13 protein-coding genes and 1 other RNA gene are annotated in these 18,678 nt (G+C 72.3%); 4 read left to right on the forward strand and 10 right to left on the reverse strand.

The features are described from left to right. The first annotated feature begins 31 nt into the window (after positions 1–31). Complete coding sequence (locus tag ABZZ74_RS19070) at positions 32–2,941, forward strand: glycoside hydrolase family 3 C-terminal domain-containing protein (RefSeq protein WP_356766293.1); 2,910 nt, start codon at positions 32–34, stop codon at positions 2,939–2,941. 55 nt (positions 2,942–2,996) lie between these two features. Here the strand turns inward: ABZZ74_RS19070 and ssrA are convergent. From ssrA to ftsE, 5 genes are all read right to left on the reverse strand, one after another. Further along, positions 2,997–3,391: a transfer-messenger RNA gene (ssrA, locus tag ABZZ74_RS19075) on the reverse strand. A gap of 102 nt (positions 3,392–3,493) precedes the next feature. Beyond that, positions 3,494–4,036: an SsrA-binding protein SmpB gene (gene smpB / locus ABZZ74_RS19080; protein ID WP_240860475.1), complete on the reverse strand. Its 543-nt coding sequence runs from the start codon at positions 4,034–4,036 to the stop codon at positions 3,494–3,496. A 104-nt stretch (positions 4,037–4,140) separates the two neighbouring features. Beyond that, positions 4,141–5,328, reverse strand: a complete 1,188-nt coding sequence (locus ABZZ74_RS19085) for a S41 family peptidase (RefSeq protein ID WP_356766295.1) — start codon at positions 5,326–5,328, stop codon at positions 4,141–4,143. Positions 5,329–5,396: 68 nt separating this feature from the next. Further along, positions 5,397–6,314 carry a permease-like cell division protein FtsX gene (gene ftsX, locus ABZZ74_RS19090; protein ID WP_133046265.1) on the reverse strand — a complete coding sequence of 306 codons (918 nt, stop codon included), beginning with the start codon at positions 6,312–6,314 and terminating at the stop codon, positions 5,397–5,399. Positions 6,315–6,350: 36 nt separating this feature from the next. Beyond that, positions 6,351–7,040 carry a cell division ATP-binding protein FtsE gene (ftsE, locus tag ABZZ74_RS19095; protein WP_030943440.1) on the reverse strand — a complete coding sequence of 230 codons (690 nt, stop codon included), beginning with the start codon at positions 7,038–7,040 and terminating at the stop codon, positions 6,351–6,353. A gap of 233 nt (positions 7,041–7,273) precedes the next feature. Here ftsE and ABZZ74_RS19100 point away from each other — a divergent pair, with 233 nt between their 5' ends. After that, a complete protein-coding gene (locus tag ABZZ74_RS19100) occupies positions 7,274–7,465 on the forward strand; it encodes a hypothetical protein (protein WP_133046263.1) in 192 nt (63 codons plus the stop codon). A gap of 96 nt (positions 7,466–7,561) precedes the next feature. Here ABZZ74_RS19100 and ABZZ74_RS19105 read toward each other — a convergent pair whose 3' ends face one another. From ABZZ74_RS19105 to ABZZ74_RS19125, 5 genes are all read right to left on the reverse strand, one after another. After that, entirely contained in the window at positions 7,562–8,167 is a 606-nt protein-coding gene (locus ABZZ74_RS19105) for a hypothetical protein (protein WP_356766298.1), read from the reverse strand. Positions 8,168–8,458: 291 nt separating this feature from the next. After that, positions 8,459–9,565 carry a peptide chain release factor 2 gene (gene prfB, locus ABZZ74_RS19110; RefSeq protein ID WP_356766300.1) on the reverse strand — a complete coding sequence of 369 codons (1,107 nt, stop codon included), beginning with the start codon at positions 9,563–9,565 and terminating at the stop codon, positions 8,459–8,461. Between the two features lie 9 nt (positions 9,566–9,574). Further along, positions 9,575–9,775, reverse strand: a complete 201-nt coding sequence (locus tag ABZZ74_RS19115; RefSeq protein WP_356766302.1) for a hypothetical protein — start codon at positions 9,773–9,775, stop codon at positions 9,575–9,577. Positions 9,776–9,798: 23 nt separating this feature from the next. After that, positions 9,799–11,034 carry a serine/threonine-protein kinase gene (locus ABZZ74_RS19120; protein WP_356766304.1) on the reverse strand — a complete coding sequence of 412 codons (1,236 nt, stop codon included), beginning with the start codon at positions 11,032–11,034 and terminating at the stop codon, positions 9,799–9,801. 120 nt (positions 11,035–11,154) lie between these two features. After that, complete coding sequence (locus ABZZ74_RS19125) at positions 11,155–12,831, reverse strand: serine/threonine-protein kinase (protein ID WP_356766306.1); 1,677 nt, start codon at positions 12,829–12,831, stop codon at positions 11,155–11,157. A 431-nt stretch (positions 12,832–13,262) separates the two neighbouring features. Between ABZZ74_RS19125 and ABZZ74_RS19130 the strand changes: the two genes are divergently transcribed. Continuing rightward, positions 13,263–17,114, forward strand: a complete 3,852-nt coding sequence (locus tag ABZZ74_RS19130) for an FHA domain-containing protein (RefSeq protein WP_356766377.1) — start codon at positions 13,263–13,265, stop codon at positions 17,112–17,114. 174 nt (positions 17,115–17,288) lie between these two features. After that, entirely contained in the window at positions 17,289–18,671 is a 1,383-nt protein-coding gene (locus ABZZ74_RS19135; RefSeq protein ID WP_356766379.1) for an ABC transporter substrate-binding protein, read from the forward strand. The last annotated feature ends 7 nt before the right edge of the window (positions 18,672–18,678 follow it).

Genomic DNA, 18,678 nt, shown 5'->3' on the forward strand with positions numbered 1-18,678 from the left:
TGTGCAAGGCCCTACTCGAAGGAGCCGTGACATGAAAGGCAAGAGAAGCAGACCCAGAACGACCGTCCTGGTCGCCCTCGCCCTCGTCGCGGGCCTGGGCGCCGCCGTCCCCGCCCACGCCGACGACACCGCCTACCCCTTCCGCGATCCGCACCTCCCGGTCTCCAAGCGCGTCGACGACCTGCTCTCCCGCCTCACCCTCGACGAGAAGATCTCACTCCTCCACCAGTACGAGCCGGCCATCCCCCGCCTCGGCATCCAGTCCTTCCGCACCGGCACCGAGGCCCTGCACGGGGTGGCCTGGCTCGGCAGGGCGACCGTGTTCCCGCAGGCGGTCGGACTGGCGTCCACCTGGGACCCGGCCCTGATCCGGCAGGTCGGCTCGGCGGTCGGCGACGAGGCACGCGGCTTCCAGCAGACCCGCCCGGCCGGCTGGGGGCTGAACCTCTGGGCGCCCGTGGTCAACCTGCTGCGCGACCCGCGCTGGGGCCGCAACGAGGAGGGCTACTCCGAGGACCCGTACCTGACCGGGTCGATCTCGACGGCGTACGGCACGGGCCTGACCGGCGGCGATCCGGACCACCTCAAGACGGCCCCGACGATCAAGCACTTCCTCGCCAACAACAACGAGGTCCACCGCGACACGACCTCCTCCGAGCTGCGCCCGCGCGTGCTGAAGGAGTACGACGAGCAGGCCTTCAAACCGGCGATCGCGGCGGACGCGGCGACGGGCGTGATGTCCTCGTACAACCTCGTCAACGGCCGCCCGAACACGGTGAGCCCGGCCCTCGACGACACCGTCCGCACCTGGACCTCGCAGCGGCTGCTGAACGTGACCGACGCCTACGCGCCCGGCAACCTGGTCGGCAGCCAGCGGTACTTCGGCACCCAGGCCGAGGCCGACGCGGCCGCGCTGAAGGCGGGCATCGACAGCTTCACCGACAACGACACCGACTCCGGCCCGACGACGAGCGCGGTGAAGTCGGCGCTGTCGTCCGGCCTGTTGAAGGAGTCGGACATCGACAAGGCGGCCGGTGACGTGCTGAGCGTCCGGGTGCGGCTCGGCGAGTTCGACCCGGGCGGCGGCCGGTACGGCTCCATCGACGCGTCCGTCATCGACAGCCCGGCCCACCGCGCGCTGGCCCGCACGGCGGCGACCGAGGCGGCGGTGCTGCTGAAGAACCAGAAGGGCGCTCTGCCGCTCAGCAGGTCCGCGAAGGACGTGGCCGTGGTCGGCCCGCTCGCCGACACCCTCTACACGGACTGGTACTCAGGCACGCTGCCGTACTCGGTCACCCCGAAGGACGGCATCGCGGCCAAGCTCGGCACGTCCGTCGCGAGCAGCGAGGGCGTGGACCGGATCGCGCTGAAGGACACGGCGACCGGGAAGTACGTGACCGCGGGCACGGGGGAGGCGGGCGCGGCCCTGAAGGAGGCGGACGCGTCCGGCGCAATGTCCCAGTTCGACGTCTTCGACTGGGGTTCGGGCATCGTCACCCTGCGCTCGGCCGCCAACGGCAGGTACGTCGGCTACAACTGGTCGACCTTCGTCAACGACCAGACCCAGCCCAACGGCTGGTTCGTACAACAGCAGTTCAAGCTGGAACGGCAGGGCGACGGCACGTACCTCCTTCGCTACGCCGGCTACGAGACCCAGGAGTCCTGGTGGACCAACCCGGTCTACCTCGGCCCGACGGGCACGGACGGCACGCTGGGCCTGGTGGCGAAGGACCAGGCCGCCCACTACACCAAGGACGTCGTGCGCAGCGGCGTGGACGAGGCCGTCGCCGCCGTGAAGGGCAGGGACACCGCGGTCGTCGTGGTCGGCTCCGATCCGTCGATCAACGGCCGCGAGGCCCACGACCGCACCGACATGGGCCTGGCGCCGACGCAGGAAGCCCTGGTCAAGGCGGTGCACCGGGCCAACCCGCACACGGTCGTGATCGTCGAGAACAGCTACCCGACCACCCTCGGCAGCCTTCAGAAGGAGGTTCCCGCGCTCCTGTGGACCACCCACGCGGGCCAGGAGACGGGCAACGCGCTGGCCGACCTCCTCTACGGCGACGCGAACCCGTCGGGCCGTCTCACCCAGACCTGGTACCGGTCGGAATCCGACCTCCCCTCCCTCCTCGACTACGACATCATCAAGTCCGACCGCACCTACCAGTACTTCAAGGGCAGCCCCCTCTACCCCTTCGGCTACGGCCTGTCGTACACCCGCTTCCGCTACGGCGGCCTGCAGCGCGTGGACGGCGGCTACCAGGTGGCGATCACCAACACCGGCAGCCGCACGGGCACGGAGATCGCCCAGTTGTACGTCCACCAGCGCGTCTCCCGTGACAAGCAGCCGCTGAAGCAGCTCAAGGCCTTCGCGCGGGTCACGCTGAAGCCGGGCGAGACGCGGACGGTGAAGCTGACGGTGGCGCCGTCGGACCTCGCGCACTGGGACGTCACCCGCTCCAAGTGGGTGGTGGAGAGCGGCACTTACGACGTCCTGGTCGGCTCCTCGTCCTCCGACGTCCGCGCCCGCACGTCCTGGGCGGTGCGCGGCGAGACCATCCCGTCCCGCGACCTGTCCCGGACCACCCGCGCCGAGAACTTCGACGACTACGCGGGGATCTCGCTCGTCGACGAGTCCAAGGCGAGCGGTACGGCGGTGGCGGCGGCCTCCGACGGCGCGTGGCTGAAGTTCGCGGACACGCGTGGGGGCAAGGGTGCGGGCGAGTTCACCGCCCGCGTCGCCGGTTCCGCCGGGACGGTCGAGGTCCGGCTGGGCTCTCCCACCGGTCCCCTCGCCGGATCCGCGTCCTTCGCCGGCACGTCGTCGCCGTACGCCTACGCGACGGTGACGGCGAAACTGTCGGCGGCGGCGAAAAGCGGTACGGACGTGTACCTGGTGCTCTCGAAGGGCGTACGGCTGTCGACCTTCGGCCTGCGCTGACGCATGACGAAGGCCCCGGCGCTGTGAAGCGCCGGGGCCTTCGTCCACATGGGACAAGTGGAGATGGCGGGAATCGAACCCGCGTCCAACGGTGCGGAATCAGGGCTTCTCCGTGTGCAGTTCGCTGTGATTTTCTCGGCCCCGGCGATCACGCGAACAAGTCGCCGACGGGCCCAGTCACTGTTTGATTTCCCTCTTCACCCCGTGACCGGGATCAAGGTTTAGTCCCCTAGCTGATGCCAGGATCCGGGTCGGGAACACCCCCGGGCTGACACTCCCATCAAGGAGCTATTCGATCACTACCTGATCAGGCAGCGAGAGCGAAGAGCTCGGGAGAATCGCTCTTGGAATTGGCGATTATTTGTTTCGGCCTGTGGTTTACGAGATCATGGCCGCTTCCTCGACACGCTTCCCCTGCTTCGACAGCCGCTGTCGAAACCGATCATCCCCATGTGTTGTTTTCAATGCTCACACCGGGTTCATCCGGTGTTGGTGCCATCGTACGTGACCAACGCGGCCCGATGCCACCGTATTCCCGCCGGGCGGGCGGGGTCAGGCGCCCCGCTGCCTGCGCTTGGCCGCCGCGATCGCGCGGTCCGACTCCCGGCGGTCCTGCTGCTCGCGCAGGGTCTGGCGCTTGTCGTACTCCTTCTTGCCTCGCGCGAGCGCGATCTCGGCCTTCGCCCGGCCGTCCTTGAAGTACAGGGCGAGGGGCACGATCGTGTGACCCGTCTCGTCCGCCTTGACCGCCAGCTTGTCGATCTCCTCGCGGTGCAGCAGCAGCTTGCGCTTGCGGCGCGCGGAGTGGTTGGTCCAGGTGCCCTGGGCGTACTCGGGGATGTGGGCGTTGTGCAGCCACGCCTCGCCCCCGTCGACCTGCACGAAGCCGTCCACCAGCGAGGCGCGGCCCTGACGCAGCGACTTGACCTCGGTGCCGGTCAGGACGAGTCCGGCCTCGTAGGTGTCGATGATCGCGTAGTCGTGCCGGGCCTTCTTGTTCTGCGCGACGATCTTGCGCTTGCCGCCCTTCTCGCCGTCCTTGGCCTTGGCGGCCGCCCCGCCCTGCTTGGGCTGGGACTCCTTGGGTACGTACATTCCCTTGCTCATAGTGCCGTCCATTTTCGCACTACGCGGGGGTGGGAGGGCCAGTCCTTATCCGGAGGCCGTCACGGGCCCCGTCGGGTCCCGGGCCGGTGCCCTCAATCGTCGCCCAGTCCGCTCAGCACCGTCTCGGCCCGCTGGACGGCGGTGGGGCCGTCGGCCTGGTCGACCTCGAGGTCCGGGGTGATGCCCCGGCCGTCGACACTGCGGCCGGAGGGGGTGCGGTAGTGCCCGACGGTCAGTTCGGCGACGGACCCGCCGGGCAGCCGGCTCGGCATCTGGACCGAGCCCTTGCCGAAGGTGCGCGAGCCGACGACGACCGCGCGCCCGCGGTCCTGCAGGGCTCCCGTGAGCATCTCGGCCGCGCTCATCGTGCCGCCGTCGACGAGCGCGACCAGGGGTCTGGTGGTGTCGCCGCCGGGATCGGCGTGCAGGGCCTGCTGCTCGCCGTCGACGTCGTAGGTGGCGACGAGCCCGCCGTCGAGGAAGGCGGAGGCGGTGGTGACGGCCTCGGTGACCAGACCGCCGGAGTTGCCCCGCAGGTCCAGGATGATGCCGGCGTCGGCCGGGGCCCGGCGGACCGCGCCGCGGACGTCCTCGCCGACGCCCTTGGTGAACGCGGAGATCTTGATGACGGTGATCCCGCCGGCGAGTTCTCGAACGGTGACCGAGTCCGTGGACAGCCGGGCCCGGCGCAGGGTCTCGGTCCACGCGTGCGTGCCGCGCTGCAGACCGAGCCGCACCTGAGTGCCGGCCGCCGCGTCCGTGGCCTCGCCGCGCAGCAGCGAGACGACCTCCGTCACCGGCTGCCCGTCGACCTGCTGTCCGTCGACGCTGCGCAACCGGTCGCCGCGGCGGATGCCGGCGGCCGCCGCGGGCGACCCGGTGGCCACCCTGGTCACCTCGATCCGGCCGTCCCGCTCCCGCCGGGCCCACAGGCCGACGCCGGTGTACCGGCCGTCGAGGGCCTCCTCGAACTCCTCGTACTCGCCCTGGGAGTAGACGGCGCCCCAGCGGTCCCCGCTGCGGCTGACGGCCCGCTCGGCGGCCTCCGTGGGGGACTTGCCGTCCGCGAGGGCCTCCTGGGCGGCCTTGGCCACGTCCTCGTGACGGCCGGCGGCCAGGGCCGTGCGGGCCGCGTCGGACGCCGACTTGCGGTCGGCCCGGTCGAGTTCGGGGAACGAGCCGGTCGCCGCTCCGGCCACCAACACGCTCGCGAAGACCAATGTCAGGGCGGCCCCGCGGCGGATGCGGCGGGGCTGGCAGAACAGGTCGCGGCCTGACATGCCGGTGAGTCTAGGACAACGCAAGAGGGCCGCAGGGGCGGTTGCCCGTACGGCCCTCTTGGCATGTGTCACACCTTCAGGTACTTGCGCAGCGCGAAGAACGCGGCCAGCGCGGGCATCAGCAGGCTCGTCGCGAGGATGAGCGGCAGCTTGGTCAGGACGGCGTCCCAGCCGATGAAGTTGATCAGGTTCAGCTTGTGGGACAGGTCCAGGCCGTGGTCGATGATGAAGTACCGGGCGATCACCAGGAACCCGCAGGCGACCGTCCCGCCGATCAGCCCGGCGACCGCGGCCTCGGCGATGAACGGCGCCTGGATGTAGAAGCCGGAGGCGCCGACCAGCCGCATGATGCCGGTCTCACGCCGGCGGCTGAACGCCGAGACGCGCACGGTGTTGACGATCAGCATCAGCGCGACCACCAGCATCAGCGCCATCACCGCCCGCGCGGCCCAGTTCATGCCGTTGAGCAGCCCGAAGAGGTTGTCCAGGATGCCCTTTTGGTCCTGCACCGACTGCACCCCGTCACGCCCGTTGAAGGCGGAGGCGATGACCTGGTATTTCTGCGGGTCCTTCAGCTTGATGCGGTACGACTCCTGCATCTGGTCCGGCGTGAGCGAGCTGGCCAGCGGGGAGTCGCCGAACTGCTGCTTGTAGTGCTTGTACGCCTCGTCCTGCGACTCGTAGGTGACCTTCTGGACGACGTCCATCTTCTGCAGGTCGGCGAGGATCGACTTCTTCTGGTCGTCCGTGACCGCGCCCTTGGCGCAGTTGGGGTCCGACTCGGCGTCGCTCTTGTTGCAGAGGAAGATCGAGACGTTGACCTTGTCGTACCAGTAGCCCTTCATCGTGGTGACCTGGTCGCTCATCAGGAGCGACCCGCCGAACAGGGCGAGCGACAGGGCGACGGAGACGATGACGGCGAACGTCATCGTCAGGTTGCGGCGGAGACCCACACCGATCTCCGACAGTACGAACTGGGCGCGCATGGCGTCTTCTTCGGGCCTTTCCGGGGACGGTCGCGGTCAGTGCTGGTAGCCGTAGACGCCGCGTGCCTGGTCGCGGACGAGGCGGCCCTTCTCCAGCTCGATGACGCGCTTGCGCATCTGGTCCACGATGTTCTGGTCGTGTGTGGCCATCACGACGGTCGTACCGGTCCGGTTGATCCGGTCCAGCAGTTTCATGATGCCGACGGAGGTCTGCGGGTCGAGGTTGCCGGTGGGCTCGTCGGCGATGAGCAGCTTGGGGCGGTTCACGAAGGCGCGCGCGATGGCCACGCGCTGCTGCTCACCACCGGAGAGCTCGCCGGGCATCCGGTCCTCCTTGCCGCCGAGCCCGACGAGGTCGAGCACCTGGGGCACGGACTTGCGGATCTCGCCCTTCGACTTTCCGATGACCTCCTGCGCGAAGGCGACGTTCTCCGCCACCGTCTTGTTCGGCAGGAGCCGGAAGTCCTGGAACACCGTCCCCAGCTGGCGGCGCATCTGCGGCACCTTCCAGTTGGAGAGGCGCGCGAGGTCCTTGCCCAGGACGTGCACCTGACCGTGGCTGCACCGCTCCTCGCGGAGGATCAGCCGCAGGAAGGTGGACTTTCCGGAGCCGGAGGACCCCACGAGGAACACGAACTCGCCCTTCTCCACTTCCAGGGACACATCCCTGAGTGCGGGGCGGGTCTGCTTGGGGTAGACCTTGGAGACGTTGTCGAATCGGATCACGGATGCACCACGGGTAGCCGGGGGTAGATGAGCGTGACCATACGCGACCCGGGTGGGCGATCGCAGGCACAGGACGGGTTACGCCGGGCTTGTGCGCTTTGTGCCGGCCCTCTCCTGCCCCTGGGGGCGACCCCCGCGCACCGGTCGGGTGAACCTGGCACAGTAGAGAAGGGAACGTTCCGGGACCGACGGACGTTCTCCTCATGGAACCGTTGGGCTAGGAGGGCGAGCGCATGACGTACGACCGGCTGGTGTGCGCGAACTGCGCGGCGCCCGTGAGCGAGGGCCGGTGCCCAGTGTGCCGCGCGAACCGCGAGCGGCTGCAGCAGGAGAACTTCTTGGCGGGGCTGAACCCCGTGGCGCTGATCGCGCTGATCGCGGCGCTGATCGCCGCCGTGGCGCTGCTGGCGCACCAGACCGCCTAGGGCGGCCCCCGAGACCGAGTCGGGCCCGGAGCGTGAGTGACGCTCCGGGCCCTTCGTCGTACACCGCGCACACGGTCCGTGCGCGTACGGCTACCGTCAGGCAGCCGCTCCGCCGCGGCCGCCCATCAGGCGGGGCAGCACCCGGAAGCCGATGCCGCCGGCGATCATGGTGGCCGCGCCGACCACCAGGAACGCGGTCTGGCCCGCACCGGTCTCGGCGAGCTGCGCGCCCTGCGCCGAGGTGTTGGACGAGGTGGCCGAACCGGTGTCGGTGAGGGCCGAGGAGCCCTCCTCCTGGGCGGAGGTGCCGGAGCCGCCGTCGGGGTCGGTGTTGCTGTTGCCGCCGCCGTTGCTGCCGGTGCCGCCGCCGTGGGTGGGCGTGGAGGTCACGGGGTCGCTGGGGTCCGTCGGGTCACCGGTGGGCTCGGCCGGGTCGGACGGGGGCTCGGAGGTCGGCGGGGCCGGAGTCGTCGGGTCCGGCGGCAGCTCGGTGGGCGGAGTGGTGGTCGGCGGCTCGGAGGTCGGCGGGGCCGGCGGGTCGTCGTCCGTGCCGGTGTTGACGTTCACGCCGACACCGCTGCCGTCCACGCTCGCGGTGAGGTCCAGCGCGGAAGCGGCACCCGCGGCGGTCAGCGACGCTCCGGCCGCGATCACGACACCGGCGGCTATCCGCGCGGCGCGGATCCGCGTCTTCTTGGTCATAAGGTTGCTACCCCCAGTAGCTCATCGTCGTCGAGGCGGCGCTCGGGGGCCGTGATCGACGGGGGTGGCAGGCTTGCGCGTTCCCCCGGTTCACATGCGCCCCAGAGATACGCATGCCACGCTTCACCCTTCCCACTTTTCACAGCAACGTCAAGGCCGTTGCGCGCGCAATGTCCAGTTGCACGTCTTTTACTGGGAGTTGGAACCTGTGAGTGTGATGTAAAACCCAGACAAACGACAACTGCCGCCCGGTGGACGGCAGTTGTCGTGTCGACAAAGCGACGGGGGGAGTTACTTCTCCTGCTGCTTGCGCCAGCGAATTCCGGCCTCGAGGAACCCGTCGATCTCACCGTTGAAAACGGCTTCCGGGTTGCCGACCTCGTACTCCGTGCGCAGGTCCTTGACCATCTGGTACGGGTGCAGCACGTACGACCGCATCTGGTTGCCCCAGGAGTTGCCGCCGTCGCCCTTGAGGGCGTCCATCTTGGCCTGCTCCTCCTGCCGGCGCCGCTCCAGCAGCTTGGCCTGCAGGACGTTCATCGCGGTGGCCTTGTTCTGGATCTGCGACCGCTCGTTCTGGCAGGAGACGACGATGCCGGTGGGCAGGTGGGTGATGCGCACCGCGGAGTCGGTGGTGTTCACGCCCTGGCCGCCGGGGCCGGAGGAGCGGTACACGTCGATGCGCAGCTCGCTCTCGTCGATCTCGACGTGGTCGGACTGCTCGACGACCGGAAGGACCTCGACGCCCGCGAAGGAGGTCTGGCGGCGCCCCTGGTTGTCGAAGGGCGAGATGCGCACCAGCCGGTGCGTGCCCTGCTCGACGGAGAGGGTCCCGTAGGCGTAGGGCACGTGCACGGCGAGGGTGGTCGACTTGATGCCGGCCTCCTCCGCGTACGAGGTCTCGATGAGCTCGGTCTTGTAGCCCTTCTGCTCCGCCCAGCGCAGGTACATCCGCTGCAGCTTCTCCGCGAAGTCGGCGGCGTCGACGCCGCCGGCCTCGGCGCGGATGTTGACGAGCGCCTCACGGGAGTCGTACTCGCCGCTGAGGAGCGTGCGGACCTCCATCTCGTCCAGCGCCTTCTTGACGGCGGCGAGCTCGGACTCGGCCTCGGCGCGGGTGTCCGGGTCGTCCTCCTCCTCGGCCATCTCGAACAGCACGGCGAGATCGTCGATCCGGCCGCGCAGCGCGTCCGCCTTCCTGACCTCGGCCTGGAGGTGGGACAGCTTGCTGGTGATCTTCTGCGCCTCGTCCGGGTTGTCCCACAGGGACGGCGCGGCCGCCTGCTCCTCGAGCACGGCGATGTCTGCCCTCAGCTTGTCGAGGTCCAGAACGGCCTCGATCGACTCCATGGTCGAGGAGAGGGACTTGAGCTCTTCGGATACATCGACGACTGCCACGCCTCCAGCCTAACGGCTATGGCAACCGACGTTCGCCGTGCCGCGGGCCCGTCCGGTGACCAGCGCTTTCGCCGGTCCCACGGCGAGGCGGGCGAAAGCCAGGGTCCGCATCAGCGGCGGAGGGACGAGTCGGTCGTCCTCGCACACGACGGCCCGCGCCGCCGCGACCAGCCTCCTGCCGGGCCCGCGGCCGATGGTCCGGCTGCTCATGGTGATCCTCGCGTTCGCCGGGCTCAGGGCGAGGCGGGCGCCGAATGCCTCGTGTCCTGCGGTGACGCCCCGGCGTCGTCCCCCGACGTCGCGAGCCAGGTGCCCACGCCGGCCGCGGCCGCCAGCACCACCGCCGCCACCCCCAGCACCAGCCGCCGACGCCGTGTCACGGCCCGGTGCCGCGCCGACCCGGGCCGCGGCGCCCCCGCCGCCCGCGGCACCCGCGCCGTGCCCCGCGCACCGCCCGCCAGCTCGTCCGGCCCCGGCACCCGCATCGACGTGTGGGTGTCCCGGTTGGAGTCCGCCGGCTTCGCGCCCGGCACCAGTGGCACCGCGCCCCGCCGCCGCACCGGCTCCCCCGCCGGCACGGTCTGCGCCTCCTCGGCCTCCTCCGCCGGCTCCACGTCCGGCTCGTCCACGTCCAGCGGCGGCATCCCCGCGACCAGGGGCAGCAGCTCCCGCAGCCGTACGCCCAGCTCGGAGGCGCGCAGCCGGGAGGCGGGGGCCTTGGCCAGACACTGGACGAGGAGCTGCCACAGCTCGTCGGGGATACCGGGCAGGGGCGCCACCGTCTCCGTCACATGCCGCCGGAGCACGGCTCCCGGATGGCCGCCCCCGAACGGTGTGAAGCCGGCCAGGAGCTCGTACAGCACGGTCGCGAGGGCGTAGATGTCCACCGCGGCGCGCGGCGGGAGCCCCTCCACGATCTCCGGCGCCAGGTAGTCGGGGGTGCCGATGATCTTCGTGGCCCGGGTGCGGCGCGGCGAGTCGATCAGCTTGGCCACGCCGAAGTCCGTCAGCAGCGCCGGGTGCGCGCCGCCGGGGCCGAGCGGGCCCTGCATGTCCAGGAGGATGTTCTCCGGCTTGACGTCCCGGTGCACGACCCCGGCCGCGTGGGCGGCGGCGAGCCCGTCGGCCACGTCCGCGACGATCGCCACCGCCGCCTCCGGCGCGAGCCGCCGGTCGCGGTCGAGGCGGGTGCGCAGGTCGGTGCCGCGCACGAGGTCCATGACGAGCGCCAGGTCGTTGCCGTCGACGACGAGGTCACGGACGGAGACGACGTTCGGATGCTCCAGGCCCAGCAGCGCCGTGCGCTCCTGCACGAAGCGGCCGACGAGTTCCTGGTCGGACGCGAGATCCTCGCGCAGCAGCTTGATGGCGACGGGCCCCTCCGGACCCTCGCCCAGCCACACCGTGCCGGCGCTGCCCCGCCCCAGGATCTGGTTGGCGGTGTACCGGCTGCCGATCTTCCGTCCCAAGACTGCTCCTACTGACGCGTGTTGTCGCCAAAGCTACGCGTCAAAGGGGCTGGCCTTCACCGTGGAGACGGAAATCACCCGCCAGATGTCGACAAATCACCAAGCCAACGGTCGCGGCGGTCAGTTGCCGCCGCCACCGCTTCCGGACGAACCGCCCAGATCGCCGATCCAGCCGCTGACGTTGTCGTACCAGTGCTTGAGCTCCGAGAAGTAGCCCCGGCCCGTGCCGATCCAGTCCTGCAGCGGGGTCAGCTCCCACACCAGCCAGCCCGCGACGAACAGGATGACGACCATGAACAGGCAGCCCTTGAGGCAGCCGAGCCCGGGGATCTTCATCCGGTTGGGGCTGGGCTGACGCGGCTGCCGGGGCTCGCGGACCGGCCGCTGCGGCTCGGGCGCGGGCGCGTACCGCTGCGGCTGCTGGTGCTGCGGCGGCGCGTACTGCTGGGGCTGTTGCTGCTGCGGGTAGCCGTACGCCTGCTGACCGCGCGGGGCGCGCTGCGGCGGGCGCTGCTGCTGGGGGCGCGGCGGCGGCTGCTGCGGGCGGGCGACCTGGCGCTGCGGGCGGCGGCGCAGCGGGTCCTCGTTCGGGTCGAGGTACTGCACCTGCGTCTGCTCGTTGCGGTCGCGGGCGGCGCGCAGCTGGGTCTGCCAGGGGTGCGGCTGCTCGGGCTGCTGCCCCGGCTGTCCCGGAGGCACGGGCGGCATGACGGCGGTCGGGTCCGCGGCCCCGGTGTTCGGGAGTACGGCGGTGGGGTCCGCGGCGCCGACGGGGCCGGGGCGTCCGGTGGTCGGCAGGACGTTGGTCGCGGCGTTCGGGTCGTAGGCGCCCGCGCCGTGCGGCAGTACCTGGGTGGGGTCGGCGGAGCCGGGGACGGCGGCGGGCTGCGGGTCGGGGGCGAGCAGGGCGCCCACGCCCTCGGCCGCGGCGATCTGCGCGGAGTTCGCGTGCACGCCGACGCCCTCGGCGACCACGCGCAGGGCCCGGGCGAGGTTCTCGGCGCTGGGCCGGTCGTCCGGGTTCTTGCGCAGACAGCGCTCGATGACCGTCCACAGCGGGTCCGGGACGGTGGAGGGGCGGCGCGGCTCGGCGCTCAGGTGCTGGTGCAGGACCTCGAGCGCCGACTGGCCGGAGAACGGGGGACGGCCCGTGACCAGCTCGTACAGCAGGATCCCGGCGCCGTAGATGTCGACCGCGGAGGTCTGCGGGCGGCCCTCGGCGGACTCCGGCGCGACGTACGCGGGCGTGCCGACGAACTCGTGGGTGCGGGTCAGGCCCGGGGAGTCGGCCAGGCGCGCGATGCCGAAGTCGGTGAGCATCGGGTGCATCTGGCCGCCGTTCTGCGCGAGCAGCACGTTGGCGGGCTTCAGGTCGCGGTGGACGACGCCGTCGGCGTGGCTGGCGGCGAGCGCGTCGGCGATCTGGGCGGTGAGCAGGGCGGCGCCGACCGGGCTGAAGGGGCCGCTCTCGCGCAGGTAGCGGTGCAGGTCGGGGCCGTCGACGAGATCCATCACGAGGGCCAGCAGATCGCCCTCGACGACCAGGTCGCGCACCCGGACGATGTTGGGATGGGTCAGCCGCAGCAGGACGGACCGCTCGCGGAGGAACCGCATCACGATGTCCGGGTCGCTCGCCAGCTCCTCCTTGAGGACCTTGATCGCGACCGTCTCGCCGGGCTGGCCGGCCACGGCGGCCTCGGCCCCCGCGGTCTCCCGCTGGCGGGCTCGCCAGACGGTCCCGGTGGCGCCGCGTCCGAGCGGCTCCTCCAGGAGGTACTTGCTGCCTACCGGCCGCACGTCATGCGCTCCCTGTCGCTTGCCTGCTGTTCCGACCCACTGTAGTGCCGCCACGCCGGGCGGCATCCTGTCCGCTTTCCGTGCCTCTTCCGTTGTCTCTTCCGGTGCCACTTACGTACCGGTTCCCGTCCCCGTTCGAAGGAAAGACGCTCGACCCGGTCGGCCGGTTGCCGCGGTCCGGACGTGACCGATCTCAACTGATCACCCGCGCACCACTGGTCAGGCACTTTTGGGGGCAGAGCTGACCAATCAAGATCACTTGGGACCGGGGCATGGGCGTGTTGTCAGTGGCAGGTGCGAGGATGCCTTCCGTACTGGCCGACGTGCTCGTGTGGGGTGGGGCTCGTGTGGGGTGGGGGGCGGGAGCGTCCGACGGATCTCCCCGAGTCCGCGCCCGCGCCGCGCCCGCGCAGAAGGGATCGCTGACGGCGATGCAGATCCGGCTGACCGTCGTGGACCCGCTGGGCCCGCCCGACCGGGCGCGGGGCCGCGCCGCGAGCTGCGACGTGCTGGTCACCGCACCGGCCGGCACCGCCCTGGCGGCGGTCGCCTCCGCGCTGGCCTCGGCGGTCTCCGGGGACGCCTCCGCGGCCGGCTCCGTCGTGCTGTACGCCGACGGGGAACGGCTCGACGACCGGCGCTGCACGCTGGGCGAGCCCCCGCTGATCGACGGCGCGGTGCTGGCGCTGGGCGCGCCCGCCGAGCCCGAGCCGCACCCCGAGCTGGACGAGGCCCCGACCCAGCTGCACGTGGTCGCGGGCCCGGACGCGGGCGGTGTCCACCTGCTGCACGGCGGCGAGATCCGCATCGGCCGCTCCGCCGACGCCGACGTCCCGCTCGACGACCCGGACGTCTCCCGCGTCCACTGCGCCGTGACGGTGGCCGCCGACGGCCGCGTCTCGGTCGCCGACCTCGGCTCCACCAACGGCACGACCCTGAACGGCGGCCGGGTGAGCACCCGCCCGGTGCGCTTCACCCCGGGCGCGCTGCTGCGGATCGGCGAGTCGGCCCTGCGGCTGGCACCGGCGGGCGGACCGGGCGCCCGGGTACCCACGACACCGGACGGCGAGGGCTGCGTACGGGTTCCCTCCGGGGGCGCCGCGGACGGCACGGGCCGGGCGGCCGGGGGCGCCGCGTTGGGCTTGGGCGGTTCGGCACCGGGCGGCGGTGCGGGCGGCGTGGGCGGGGCGCCTGCTGTGCCGCACGCACGCGTGGCGGACGGGGGCGGCACGGCCACTCCGTCGCGCGGTGTACGCGCGGGGACCGGTGAGCCCGTCGTGGTCCCGGGCCAGGGCGGGGCACCGCGGATCGAGAAGACGGTCACGGGTGCGGGCGACGGCCACGCGGCGGAGTACGGCACAGCGGGGCCGTACGGCACGGGGGACACGCATGCGGGTCGGCTCGGGGCGCTCGAGTCGGACCCCGGTGCCACCACGCACGGCCCGGCCAGTGACGGCGGACCGTCCGGGACGCGCCCGCGAGGTGGCGCCGACGAGCCGTCGGGCACCGGCACGCGTCCGCTCGAAGGCGCCGACGCACACTCCCGCGCCGAAAGCGGCTCCTTCATCGACGGCACCACCCCCGCGACCGCCCGTCGCAAGGGCACTCCCCTGCGGGGCACCGACATTCCGCAGGGGGTGCGCAAGCGCGGGGGGCTGTCGGCGTGGGCCCGGCGGCTGGCCGGAAGCCGTGCGGAGCAGGCGATACCCGAGCAGGCGTACGACGAGGACAGCGCGCCCCCCGTCACCTCCGACGGGCCCGTCCCGGTCGCCGTCGGCCCCCAGGCTCCGGAGACCTGGCCGGACCCGGCGGCCCTGCTGCTGACGGCGCTCGGGCCGGGGCCCCGGCTGTGGGAGCGCGGCCCCGCCCACCCCGAGGCGCTCACGGTGCGGCTCGGCACGGCGGACCGGGCCGCGCCCGACGGCTCCGGGCTGCTGCCCGCCGTACCGGTGACGGCGGATCTGCGCGAGGTCGGCGCCCTGGGCCTGGCCGGCCCCCGCAACCGCCTCTCGGGGCTGGCCCGCGCGGTGGTGGCCCAGCTCGCCGCGCTGCACTCCCCGCAGACCCTGGAGATCGTCCTGATCAGCGCGGACCGCGCGCGGCCCCTGGAGGAGCGCACCGCCGAGTGGTCCTGGCTGGGCTGGCTCCCCCATCTCCGTCCCGGCCACGGCCAGGACTGCCGCCTTCTTCTCGCCTACGACCGCGAACAGGCCACGGCCCGCACCGACGAACTCCTGCGCCGACTGGAGGACCAGCTCGCGGAGGCGGGCCCGGCCCCGCTGCGTCCGTCCCGGCAGGAACCCCTCCGCCGGCCCTCCTGGGCGCGGACCGACGACGAGGACGGCGCCGCCTTCGCCGGGCCGTACACCGTGCTCGTGGTGGACGGCGACCCCGGAGGCGCCACGGTGCGCGAGGCGGTGGCACGGCTCGCCCTGCGCGGCCCCGAGGCCGGCATCCACGTCGTCTGTCTCGCCGAGACGGCACCCGCGTCGCCCGCGTCCCCGGTCACCGACACGTACGAGGCGGCCTGCGCGGTCGCCCCGACGTTCCGTGCCTGCGGAGCGGTGGCCCTGCTCAGCGGCGACGTGGCGACGGCACTGCGGCTGATGCGGGTCGCCAGGAGCGGGGCGGCGACGGGGAACGGGACGGGCGAGGCGGCCACGGCCGCTTCCGCGGGAGCACGCACCGGCTCGACGACCTCCGCAGACCGTCTCATCACCGCCGACGCCGCCACCGGCGCAGGCGCAGGGTCCGCCACCTCGGCGGCCTCCGGCTCAGGCGCAGGCTCCGCAGCCCCCGCTCCCGGCGTCGGCACGGCGGCCTCCAGCCACGGCACGAGCAGCGCCACCTCAGCCCCCGGCCACGACAACGGCACCGGCACCACCGCCTCATCCCCCGGCGCAGGCGCGGGTACCGGTTCCGCCGCTGCCGTCGGTGTGGGCAGTCCCCGCACCTCCCCGAGCACGGTCGCGACACCCCCGCACTCCCCCGAACCGACCCCCGTCCGCCCCTCCCACGCCGGCCCCATATCCCCCGGCACCGTCGCCGCCGTCGACGCCGTCTCGCTTGCCTGGGCCGAGCGGTTCGCGCGGGCGCTGGCGCCGCTGCGGCCGGACGGTTCCGGGGTCGAGCGGGACACGCGCGTGTCCGTGCCGCTGCCCCAGTCGGCGCGGCTGCTGGACGAGTTGGGGCTGGCGAGGGCCACCCCGGCGTCCCTGATGGCGCGCTGGGCCGACGCGGCGGACGACCCGCACGCGCTCGGCGGACGGGCCTGGGCCGTGCTCGGCGCCGGGCCGCGCGGCCCGGTCTCGGTGGACCTCGCGGCCGACGGACCGCACCTGCTGATCGAGGGCCCCGCGGCCAGCGGCCGCACCGAGCTGCTGCGGGCCGTCGTCGCGTCGCTGGCCGCCGCCGAACGCCCGGACCGGCTCGGCGTCGTCCTGATCGACGGTCAGTCCGACGGCCTGCGGGTGTGCACCGACCTCCCGCATGTGACGACCCACCTGACCGCCAACGATCCCGTCCGCATGCGGGAGTTCGCCCAGTCGCTGAGCGCGGAGCTGAAGCGCCGGGCGGAGCTGCTCGGCCGTTCCGACTTCGCCGAGTGGCACACGGGCCGCGAGCTGTCGGGCCGCATGGTGGCCCAGCGCGGCACGCCGTCCCGCGGCGCGGCGCCCGGCGGCACCGGCGCGGCCGACCTCGACACCCCGCCCAGCGCGACGATGCGGCTGCGCCCCGGCGCGGCCCGCCGGCAGACGGAGGCCGCGCCCCCGCTGCCCCGTCTCGTCGTGGTCGTGGACGACCTGGACGCCCTGGTCTCCCCCGCCCTCGGCTCCCCGGGCCGCCCCGCCGCGGGCTCGGTGATACGCGCCCTGGAGGCGGTGGCGAGGGAGGGCGAGCGGCTCGGCGTCCATCTGGTCGCCGCGGCCGGACCCGGCGGCCGTACCGCGGAGTCGGAGCCGGCCCGCCGGGCCACCCTGCGCGTCACCCTCGAAGCCCCGGACTCGGGCCCGGACGACCCCGCCCCCGGGCGCGGCCGGCTGACCTGGTCCGACGGGCGCGCGCTCCCCTTCCAGGGCGGCCGGGTCACGGGTCGTATCCCCCGCACGGCGACCCTGCGCCCCACGGTCGTCCCGCTTGACTGGCCCCGCATGGGCGACCCCCCGACCCGCCGCCCCGTACGGGAACTGGGCAACGGCCCGACGGACCTGGCCCTCCTCGCCAGCGCGCTGGAGCGGGCGGCCCGGGAGGTCTCGGCGACGGAGGTCCCCTCGCTCCTGTGACCCGTTCGGTCCGTCCGGGGCGTGTCCGCGCGCCCGCCTGACACCTGGTCACGAGGCGGTCACGATCCCCCGGTTGACACATCACGTGGTCTTGCCGCCCTCAACCCCGCGGCGTAGACCAGATCGCACGGGACAGCGCTCGACGTTCGACGACGAACGAAGAACGGGGCAATGATGCGCAGTACGAGCACCAGGAACCGGAAACGCAGGACCGTCGCGGTCACGGCCGCCCTCCTCGCGGCAGCGCTCTCGCTCGCCGCCTGCGGAGGCAGCGACGACAAGAGCAGCGGCTCGGGCGGCAGTTCGCCGAGCGCGAGCGGCGGTGGCAGCGGCCTGAAACTCCCCAAGCTCAACGGCCAGACACTGGAGGTCGCCGCCGTCTGGACCGGTGCCGAGCAGGACAACTTCATGAAGGTCATGGACGAGTTCAAGAAGCGCACCGGCGCCAAGATCGACTTCGTGCCGACGGGCAACAACACGTCCACCTTCCTCGGTACGAAGATCCAGGGCGGCCAGCCGCCGGACGTCGCGTTCCTGCCCCAGGTCGGCGTGTTGCACCAGTTCGCGGACAAGGGGTGGCTCAAGCCGCTCGGCGCGGACGCGAAGGCCCAGTTGACGAAGAACTTCTCCAAGGGCTGGGTCGACCTCGGCGCCTGGAAGGGCACCCAGTACGGCGTCTACGCGAAGGCCGCCAACAAGTCGCTGGTCTGGTACAACACCAAGGCCTTCGACGCGGCCGGCCTCAAGGACACCCCGAAGACCTGGAAGGACTTCCTGACCACCGCGCAGACGTTGTCGGACGCCGGCTCCCCGGCGGTGTCGATCGGCGGCGCGGACGGCTGGACGCTCACCGACTGGTTCGAGAACGTCTATCTCTCGCAGGCGGGTCCGGAGAAGTACGACCAGCTGGCCGCCCACAAGATCAAGTGGACGGATCCCTCGGTCAAGGACGCCCTGACCACGCTCGCCCAGCTGTGGGGCAAGAACGACCTGATCGCGGGCGGCACCAAGGGCGCGCTGAACACGGAGTTCCCGAAGTCGGTCACGCAGACCTTCTCCGGCGACACCCCGGCCGCGATGGTCTTCGAGGGCGACTTCGTCGCGGCGAACATCAACGGCGACACCAAGGCGAAGCTGGGCACGGACGCGAAGGTGTTCCCGTTCCCGGCGGTCGGCTCGCAGGCCCCCGTGGTCAGCGGCGGCGACGTGGCGGTGGCGCTGAAGGGCGGTGAGGGCGCGCAGGCCCTGCTGACGTTCCTGTCGTCGACGGACGCGGCGCAGATCTGGGCGGCACAGGGCGGCATCCTCTCCCCCAACAAGGAGATGGACATGTCCAGTTACAAGGACGCCATCACCAAGCAGATCGCCCAGCAGCTGCTCGCCGCCGGTGACAGCTTCCGCTTCGACATGTCCGACCAGGCCCCGGCGGCGTTCGGCGGCACGGCCGGCATCGGCGAGTGGAAGGACCTGCAGGACTTCCTGCGCAACCCGAAGGACGTCGCGGGCGCCCAGCAGAAGCTTGAGGCCGACGCCGCCAAGGCGTACGGCGCCGGCTGACGGTCGG

It is taken from the genome of Streptomyces sp. NPDC006476 (assembly GCF_040612015.1).
Taxonomy (GTDB): Bacteria; Actinomycetota; Actinomycetes; order Streptomycetales; family Streptomycetaceae; genus Streptomyces; species Streptomyces griseorubiginosus_B.

Coding starts and splice junctions, on each gene's coding strand:
- ftsX (WP_133046265.1), bottom strand. CDS start 6,314: ATGCGCGCCCAGTTCGTACTGTCGGAGATCGGTGTGGGTCTCCGCCGC.
- ABZZ74_RS19085 (WP_356766295.1), bottom strand. CDS start 5,328: ATGTCAGGCCGCGACCTGTTCTGCCAGCCCCGCCGCATCCGCCGCGGG.
- ABZZ74_RS19070 (WP_356766293.1), top strand. CDS start 32: ATGAAAGGCAAGAGAAGCAGACCCAGAACGACCGTCCTGGTCGCCCTC.
- ABZZ74_RS19115 (WP_356766302.1), bottom strand. CDS start 9,775: ATGAGCAGCCGGACCATCGGCCGCGGGCCCGGCAGGAGGCTGGTCGCG.
- ABZZ74_RS19130 (WP_356766377.1), top strand. CDS start 13,263: ATGCAGATCCGGCTGACCGTCGTGGACCCGCTGGGCCCGCCCGACCGG.
- smpB (WP_240860475.1), bottom strand. CDS start 4,036: ATGTACGTACCCAAGGAGTCCCAGCCCAAGCAGGGCGGGGCGGCCGCC.
- ABZZ74_RS19100 (WP_133046263.1), top strand. CDS start 7,274: ATGACGTACGACCGGCTGGTGTGCGCGAACTGCGCGGCGCCCGTGAGC.
- ABZZ74_RS19105 (WP_356766298.1), bottom strand. CDS start 8,167: ATGACCAAGAAGACGCGGATCCGCGCCGCGCGGATAGCCGCCGGTGTC.
- ABZZ74_RS19135 (WP_356766379.1), top strand. CDS start 17,289: ATGCGCAGTACGAGCACCAGGAACCGGAAACGCAGGACCGTCGCGGTC.